6 protein-coding genes are annotated in these 7,991 nt (G+C 49.9%); 4 read left to right on the top strand and 2 right to left on the bottom strand.

Features of this window, described 5'->3' with window-relative positions:
- Positions 1-547: MFS transporter (locus HKN79_04635; protein ID NNC82843.1), on the top strand; the 547-nt coding region annotated here is incomplete at its 5' end.
- Positions 548-552: 5 nt separating this feature from the next.
- Here the strand turns inward: HKN79_04635 and HKN79_04630 are convergent.
- Complete coding sequence (locus HKN79_04630) at positions 553-2,160, bottom strand: NAD-dependent malic enzyme (protein ID NNC82842.1); 1,608 nt, start codon at positions 2,158-2,160, stop codon at positions 553-555.
- 28 nt (positions 2,161-2,188) lie between these two features.
- On the opposite strand from HKN79_04630, the gene ggt reads away from it, so the two are divergent.
- Together ggt and HKN79_04620 are read left to right on the top strand one after the other, a co-directional pair.
- On the top strand, positions 2,189-3,898 hold the full coding sequence (gene ggt / locus HKN79_04625) for a gamma-glutamyltransferase (GenBank protein NNC82841.1): 1,710 nt from the start codon (positions 2,189-2,191) through the stop codon (positions 3,896-3,898).
- A 42-nt stretch (positions 3,899-3,940) separates the two neighbouring features.
- Positions 3,941-4,723, top strand: a complete 783-nt coding sequence (locus HKN79_04620) for a 2-keto-4-pentenoate hydratase (GenBank protein NNC82840.1) — start codon at positions 3,941-3,943, stop codon at positions 4,721-4,723.
- A 34-nt stretch (positions 4,724-4,757) separates the two neighbouring features.
- On the opposite strand, the gene HKN79_04615 is transcribed toward HKN79_04620, so the two are convergent.
- Positions 4,758-6,227 (bottom strand): M48 family metalloprotease, encoded by a 1,470-nt coding sequence (locus HKN79_04615; protein ID NNC82839.1) that lies wholly within the window; start codon positions 6,225-6,227, stop codon positions 4,758-4,760.
- 107 nt (positions 6,228-6,334) lie between these two features.
- On the opposite strand from HKN79_04615, the gene HKN79_04610 reads away from it, so the two are divergent.
- Positions 6,335-7,991 (top strand): hypothetical protein (locus HKN79_04610; GenBank protein NNC82838.1); only part of this gene is annotated, 1,657 nt, incomplete at its 3' end.

The following is a 7,991-nucleotide window of genomic DNA, read 5'->3' as shown; positions in this document are numbered from 1 at the left end:
CTTCTTGGCCAATGTGGCGGGACAAGCATTACCGAGCACCTGGAGTTATTTCACCATCGAGCAATTCGGTTGGTCTGAAGCGGAGATCGGATATAGTCTGATGGCCGTAGGGATCATGGTCTCATTTGCTCAAGGATTCTTGGTCGGTAAACTCGTTCCCATCTACGGTCAACGAAAGGTGATCATCGGAGGATTCATCCTCTGGAGTATCGGAATGTTCCTCTTCTCCGTGGCCGGTGAACCTTGGATGCTCTATGCCTTCATCATCCCCTACTCTTTAGGTGGTGTAGCCGGACCTACGCTTCAATCCCTGGTCTCCAATCAGGTCCCGGATAATGAGCAGGGCAATTTACAAGGCGCCTTGACCGGCCTGGTGAGCATCACGGCCATCATCGGCCCGATTCTGGCCTCTACTGTATTCTCCTTCGCCATTTCTGATTCATCCCCATTCTATTTCCCGGGCGCTCCATATGCCGTGGGCGCAGTGATTCTCGCGAGTAGCACATTGATGGCCTATTTCTCTCTTAAAGGGAGAGAATTCAAATGACCGGATCAGTATTCGGGGTCATACATCATCTTCTCGATCCGCTCCTCCAGATTACGGGGTCTTCTCTTGGTAGTGAGTCCCATATCGTAGACTGTCTGTGCCACTCTACTGGCAATAACGTGACTCACCTCTCTGATGCGATTGAGCGGTGGGTAGAGGCTTCCTTGCTCCAAGTCGGTAGATTCTAATTGATCGGCCAGCGCACGGGCTGCTGCAATGAGCATCTCATCCTCTACACGCTGTGCTTTACTGGCGATGAGTCCCAGCCCTAGACCGGGGAAGATGTACGCATTGTTCCCTTGCCCCGGGCGATAGACCTTTCCCTTATGCTCCACAGGTCCGAATGGGCTACCGCTCACGAATATGGCTTGGCCATCACTCCATCGATAGGCCTGCTCAGCGGTACATTCAGCTCGTGAGGTAGGATTGCTCAAAGCAAATATCACCGGGCGCTCATTCACTTCGCACATCTTCTCTATCACTTCTTGAGTGAAGGTCCCTCCGGCCCCAGTGGCTCCTATCAGGATATCCGGCTGAATGGCTTCTATGGCCTGAATGAAATCCATCGATTCGCTATCCAGCACATAGGGTCTATTGTGATCCATGAGATCTTCCCTATCGCGTGTAAGAAGTCCGTCCTTATCGCAGAATGACAGACGTGAATAGGCATCCCTGACACTCAGTCCTTCTTTGATGAAAGCAGAATGCGTGAGATCAGCTATACCGGTAGCTGCTGAGCCTGCACCTAGGAATAGGATCTTGAAGTCTTTGAATGCTTTTCCCGTGATATGGGTGCTCCCATATATACCTGCAAGTGCGACAGCGGCAGTACCCTGTATATCGTCATTGAAACACAGGATCTGATGCTTGTACCTATTGAGCAGCGCATAGGCATAGGGGGTCAAGAAGTCCTCGAATTGAAGGAGCACTCCGGGAAAGCGCTTCTTCACGGCATGCACGAATTCATCCATCAGTTCCAGATAGGCCTCTCCCCGGAGCCTGGGATAGGGATATCCCAAATAGAGCATCTCATTGCGTATCGCTTCATTGTCTGTACCTATATCGAACATGACAGGCAATGTCTTATTGGGGTCGATACCTCCGAAGGCGGTATAGAGCGAGAGCTTCCCGATCGGGATGCCCATTCCATTGGCTCCCAAGTCCCCTAGACCCAGGATCCGCTCACCATCGGTAATGACGATGACATCGATATTCCTGTGATTCCAGTTCTCGAGCATCTCCGAGATACGCCCCTTATCTTCTGGCGTGATATAGAATCCTTTGGGTAGACTGAATATGTGGGAGAACCTTCTACAGGCCTCCCCCACTGTAGGTGTGTAGATGATCGGTAGGAGTTCTTCGATATTCTCCATGATCACTCGATAGAACAGTCTGTCGTTCCGGTGCATGAGGGCATTCAGCGCCATGTATCGGTCCAGATCATCGTCCAATCTTCTCAGATTGGTCAGTATGCGCTGCACCTGCATCTGCTGCGTACTTACAGCATAGGGCAGCAGACCTCTTAGACCCAGTTCATCCCGTTCTTCTCGAGTAAAAGCAGTCGATTTATTCTTCCGCTTATCCTTCATCAATTTGATTCCCATCTTGGCCATTATCCTAGCTTTATCGCACTGAATATCTATGAAACACTTTCACTCCCTACTGTATATCTACGGGTTGTCACTCTTGTTGCTGAGCGCTTGCAAAAGTGAAGCTAAGAAACAAGGATCATCCGATATGGACACATGCCTCAAGTCGGGCATGGTGGTGACTGCTCATCCACTGGCCACACAGGTCGGTCTGGAGGTACTGCAGAATGGAGGCAATGCCTTTGATGCGGCAGTCGCTGTGAAATTTGCACTGGCAGTCGTTTATCCACGTGCAGGGAATATTTCGGGAGGCGGATTCATGGTATTTGTGGATAGCGAGACGGGACCGGGAGCCTTGAACTTTCGTGAAAAAGCTCCTCTTCAAGCCGAAAGGGACATGTTTCTGGATGCAGATGGCGAAGTGATAGAGGATGCCTCGACACTCGGTCATCTCAGTATCGGTGTACCTGGAACGGTAGATGGAATGGTGACGCTCCATCGAGAGAAAGGGTCTTTGCCGTGGGAAGATCTCATGGCCCCGGCTATCCGTCTGGCCGATGAGGGTTTCTCACTTACAGAAATGGAAGCTGACAAGCTCAACGACCATCAAGTGATCTTCTCATTGGTCAATGAACAAGACATGCTCTGGCTGCATCGTGGCTCTCCTTGGCAAGGAGGAGATACCATAAAGAATCCCGAACTCAAACTCACTTTGGAGCGGATATCTCAGAACGGAAGAGATGGATTCTATAAAGGACGGACAGCAGAGATGCTTCTCGCAGAAATACGTTCTGGAGGTGGGATCATCACCCAAGAAGACTTGGATGCATTCTCCTCTACTTGGATGGAACCCCTGGTGGGAAGCTATCGCGGGCATACTGTTCTTTCTATGCCTCCACCTTCCAGTGGTGGCATCGCCCTTCTTCAATTGCTGAAAGGAATCGAATCCTACAATGTGGACAGTATGGGCCATAATACAGTCAGCACCCTTCATCTGATGACGGAACTGGAACGAAGAGTCTATGCAGACCGGGCAACGCATCTCGGTGATCCGGATTTCTGGGAAGTCCCAGACTATCTCCTCCTCGACCCTGCGTATATCCAACTGAGGAACTCTACTATCGATATGTCTCGAAAAACGAATTCACAAGACATTAAAGAAGGAGAAGTGGACCATATCGAAAGTGTGGAGACCACACATTTCTCCATCCTGGATCAAGAAGGAAATACGGTGGCACTGACCACCACCCTGAATGGCAACTATGGAAGCAAAGTCATGGTGGAAGGTGCTGGATTCTTCCTGAACAACCAGATGGATGATTTCTCCATCAAACCCGGTCATCCCAATATGTATGGACTGGTAGGCGCTGAAGCAAATTCCATAGAACCGGGTAAACGCATGCTGAGCAGCATGACTCCCACCATAGTGATGAAGGATGACGAGGTATTCCTGATCCTGGGCACCCCTGGTGGAGCGACCATCATCACTTCTGTATTCCAGAACATTCTCAATGTCATCGACCACGGCATGAGCTTGGAAGAATCGATCAAAAGCAAGCGCGTACACCATCAATGGCTGCCAGATAGGGTCATTTACGAATATGGAGGCTTGGACTATGAGGTCATAGAAGGACTACAGAAACTGGGACATAGATTGGAGACGCGACCTTCGATAGGACGGGTCGATGCCATTCTGGTGGATGAAGAATGTCTGATAGGTGTGGGTGACCCACGTGGAGATGATACAGCGGCTGGTTTCTGACTATTTGATCAATTTTAGTACCTTGGTGTCCACCTGACAATTATGCCAACAGACAAAAAAGCGCTCGACCTACTGATGAATGCGGTCGAGAAGAAGAAGCCATGTCAACCCATTCGCCATATCATTGGTGAAGACAACATCCAAGGGGCCTATGATATCCAATCCGCGCTGAATGATCAGCGGGTCAAGGATGGAGCGTCTGTTATCGGTGCCAAGATCGGTCTGACTTCCAAGGTGGTCCAAGACCAGATGGGTGTGAGTCAACCGGATTACGGTATCCTATTCGATGACATGAGAATAGAGAATGGCGGCACCGTGGCCTGGAAAGACCTCATGCAACCCAAGGCGGAGGCTGAAGTGGCTTTTGTACTGAAAGAAGACCTTGCAGATCACCCCATCACCCGATTCAAATTGATCAGCTCCATCAAAGCCGCCTTCATCAGTATCGAAGTGGTGGGTAGCCGTATCAAGGATTGGGATATAGGTATCACCGATAGCATTGCAGATAACGCCTCTTCTTCTCATTTCGTCCTCGGAGATCGCGCAACTCGATTGACCGAAGTGGATTTACAGCGTGCACGTATGGAATTGAGGCAGAATGGAGAAGTCGTCTCCACCGGAAAGGCTGGAAATTCCATGGACTCCCCCATCAATGCCTTGCTCTGGCTGGCCAATAAGATGAGTGAACTCGGAAAGCCCTTGCGTGCCGGGAATATCATCCTTACGGGTGCGATAGGGCCTACAGTCGACCTCAAGCCCGGTGACACCTTGGAAGCGACCATAGATGGTCTAGGATCCTGCTCATTCAAAGTGGGCAAGAAGTAGAACGGGTATTCCTCTCTTGATTATCGGCAGCCGGTCAGTTCTGAGAAATGACCTTGAATAATCTTCCAGCGGCCATTTGATCGCTCAACTCCATTCCATTCAAGACAGCGAACTCTTCCAGACGAGAATCTGGAATACCCTTTGACCTAAGCGCTTGCTCAAGGGTCATTGTGCTGCTCACCGAGACGATATCGATACGCTCAGGAAGTCTATTCAACTTGCTTTGATCGGTCAATCTCTTGAATCCTCCCATGGTGGTATTGAACTGAGACTGATAGCTATTGAAATCACCCGGTGCAGAAGCCCCTACGATCTGATAGATACGTCCATCGTACTTGATCAGCATGATCTTGGCCTTCACGGTAGGTGTTCCTGCAGGGGTATCTGCCGTAGCTTGCTGTGTCACTTGCTGTCCGATCACCTCTATGGCAGTAAATCCATTGACCGTACCGTTCTCATTGGATATGACCTGGAGCTGATACTGTTCGATCAACTGCCCAGCAGCCTGTTGTAGGTCGGTTCCTTGAGCTAAAGCCAAGAACATCAGAGATTTCCCATCAGCAGGTGCCATTTGGAACTGTTGTGGACTGTTCTGGTACTGCCATCCGTTGGGTACTGGAAATTCGAACTCAAGGTCTGGATGATAGAAGACCCAATTCTCTACAAATCCCTGACGAGGATCTTCTCCATAGACCAATCCATCGATCATCTGCAGATAGCTGTTACGACCTACCTCGAAGTCCGACTCGGCTACATTAGCCTGCCATTCTTCCGTCAATTCATGCACATTCTCCTTTCTATTCAAAGGGTTGGGATGCGTACTCAAGAATGTGGGAATCTCACCGGCTCCTGAATCCTCGGATTTACGGGCCAGAGTGTTGAAGAACTGTGCCATCTCGTGCGAGTCATATCCTATCTTGGTAGAGTATTCCACACCCAATTCATCCGACTGGGATTCAGCATCCCTGCCGAATTTCAGCAAGAGTAACTGCACACCGGCACTAGCAGGTTCTGCGAATTGGGCCAATTCAGGTGCAGCGATCATACCAGCGATCAATCCGAGTTGGGCAAATGTGGCATTGCGCTGCTGGACCACCGAGTGACGTGCCGTGATGTGCCCGATCTCATGGCCCAGGACTCCTGCAAATTCCGCTTCGTTATTGAAATGGGCCATGATACCTCGGGTGAAGTAGACAAAGCCACCGGGTACAGCAAAGGCATTGACCACAGGAGAATCCATGATCTTGAACTCATATTCCAATTGGGGTCTATGGGATATGGCGGCCATTTCCTTTCCTTTTGCATTGATATATGCTTGCAGGTCCTCATCCACATAGAGACCGAATTGTGCTACGATCTGAGGGTCATAGGCTTTCCCCATGGCGATCTCGCGCTCTTCTGACATCACTCCGAATTGTCCTTTACCGGTCACAGGGTTCTTGACACAGGCGCTGAATAGCACGATGAAGAGGCTGATTGAAAATATTCTGTAAAGTCGTTTCATGGTCGTAGAATAAAGGCGTTAAATGTATTGAGATTCTCAGGATGACCCATTTCTTCTGTCACCATCTGGATCTCATTGGCTATGTTTAGCAGACAAAATCTGTTCCTATGTTGAGACTTCTCACCTTATGTCTCGTCACATTTCTTGTTCTAAGCACACAAGCAGCCCATATCCTCGGTGGTGATCTCACCGTGCAACATGTGGATTCCAACATATTCTACGTAAAACTCACACTCTTCAGAGACTGTGATGCAGGACCCAGTGCTGCCGATCTGGATGACATGGTGACCCTCAATGTATATGAGCAGGGTACCAATACCAACACAGGTCTCACGTTGACCATGTTCCTCAATGAGCCCACAGATTTCCCCACTTTGGGAGATGAGTGTTTCACCCCCGATATATGCTTGGAGATAGGCACCTATGAAGAAGAGATCGAACTCCCTGACAATGCCAATGGCTACTACTTGGTGTGGGAACGCTGTTGCCGATCGGATATCATCTCCAACATAGAATTGCCGGGTGACCGCGGTATCGTATTCTTCGCTACCGTACCCGACCCGGCTCTGGAGAACTCCAGCCCGATCTTCCAGCCCTACCCTGCCGATGGTTACTTCTGTGTGAGCAGTACCAATCAATTTGCCTTTGAGGCTACAGATGCCGATGGAGACTCATTGGTCTATTCTCTGGACAACCCTATCTACGGCAACCTAGCTGTACTGGCCAATCCCAATCCGAACGGTGGAGGCCCTATGCCCTACAACGATTTCCCTTGGGTGCCTCCCTACAGTCTGGCCGATCCTATTGGCGGCACACCTCCTATGAGCATCGACCCGATGACCGGTGAGATCACTGCCTCACCCGATGATATAGGGGTGTTTGCCTTTGCCGTACTGGTAGAAGAGTATCGCGATGGAGTCAAGATAGGTGAAGTGCGCAGAGAGATCGCTTTGCCCAGTACGACCTGTGAACTAGATGTGCCTCCCACCTATGTCGGATTCATGAACTTCGATACCGTCTATTTCAATGCCTTCCAAGAGAATAACCTCGATATCATCATCACAGACAATCCTTTGGATTCTGTCTGGCAGTTGATAGAGGGCGAGATATTCGATGGGACCTATGAAATCCTGGCCACTTTCGATACAGTGGCTATCGGTCCGGGCATATTCTCAGGAATACTCGGATGGGACAGCTTGGGCTGCGATATGATCAGCGACACGCCCTATACCGCCTTATTCCTCTCCCAGTCACAGAATGCCTGTACCGATAGTATCTCGACCGATACACTCAATCTGGCCATCTATGTACAACTACCCGATGATGTGCCCACTCAACTCATCTCCCCGGCACAGGTACAATACACCTACGTGGTGATCGCTGATACCATACAATGTCTGGATATCACGGCTGTTGACGAGAACTATCAGGACACCCTCAGTATCTATGCCGACTTTGGCTCGGAGATATTCCAGATGAATGCGGAGGCCACTTTCTCAGATACTTCCGGCACACAACAGATCAGCTCTCCCTTATGCTGGGTGCCGGATTGCGAGCATGTGAGAGAAGAACCCTATTTGCTGGATCTGACATTGACCACCACCAAATGCTTCGAGACCGACACTCTTCATATTCCCCTGGAATTTTATGCGACCACAGCTTCAGATGGCACTTTGCAATTGGTCCCCAACGTATTCTCCCCCACCGAGGATGGAATGAATGATAAATGGATGATCGAACACAACCCGGATAAATGTGTGACTG

Source organism: Flavobacteriales bacterium (assembly GCA_013001705.1).
Classification (GTDB): domain Bacteria; phylum Bacteroidota; class Bacteroidia; order Flavobacteriales_D; family JABDKJ01; genus JABDLZ01.
This window is presented reverse-complemented; position numbering and strand designations above follow the sequence as displayed.

Coding starts and splice junctions, on each gene's coding strand:
- HKN79_04630 (NNC82842.1), bottom strand. CDS start 2,160: ATGGCCAAGATGGGAATCAAATTGATGAAGGATAAGCGGAAGAATAAA.
- ggt (NNC82841.1), top strand. CDS start 2,189: ATGAAACACTTTCACTCCCTACTGTATATCTACGGGTTGTCACTCTTG.
- HKN79_04620 (NNC82840.1), top strand. CDS start 3,941: ATGCCAACAGACAAAAAAGCGCTCGACCTACTGATGAATGCGGTCGAG.
- HKN79_04615 (NNC82839.1), bottom strand. CDS start 6,227: ATGAAACGACTTTACAGAATATTTTCAATCAGCCTCTTCATCGTGCTA.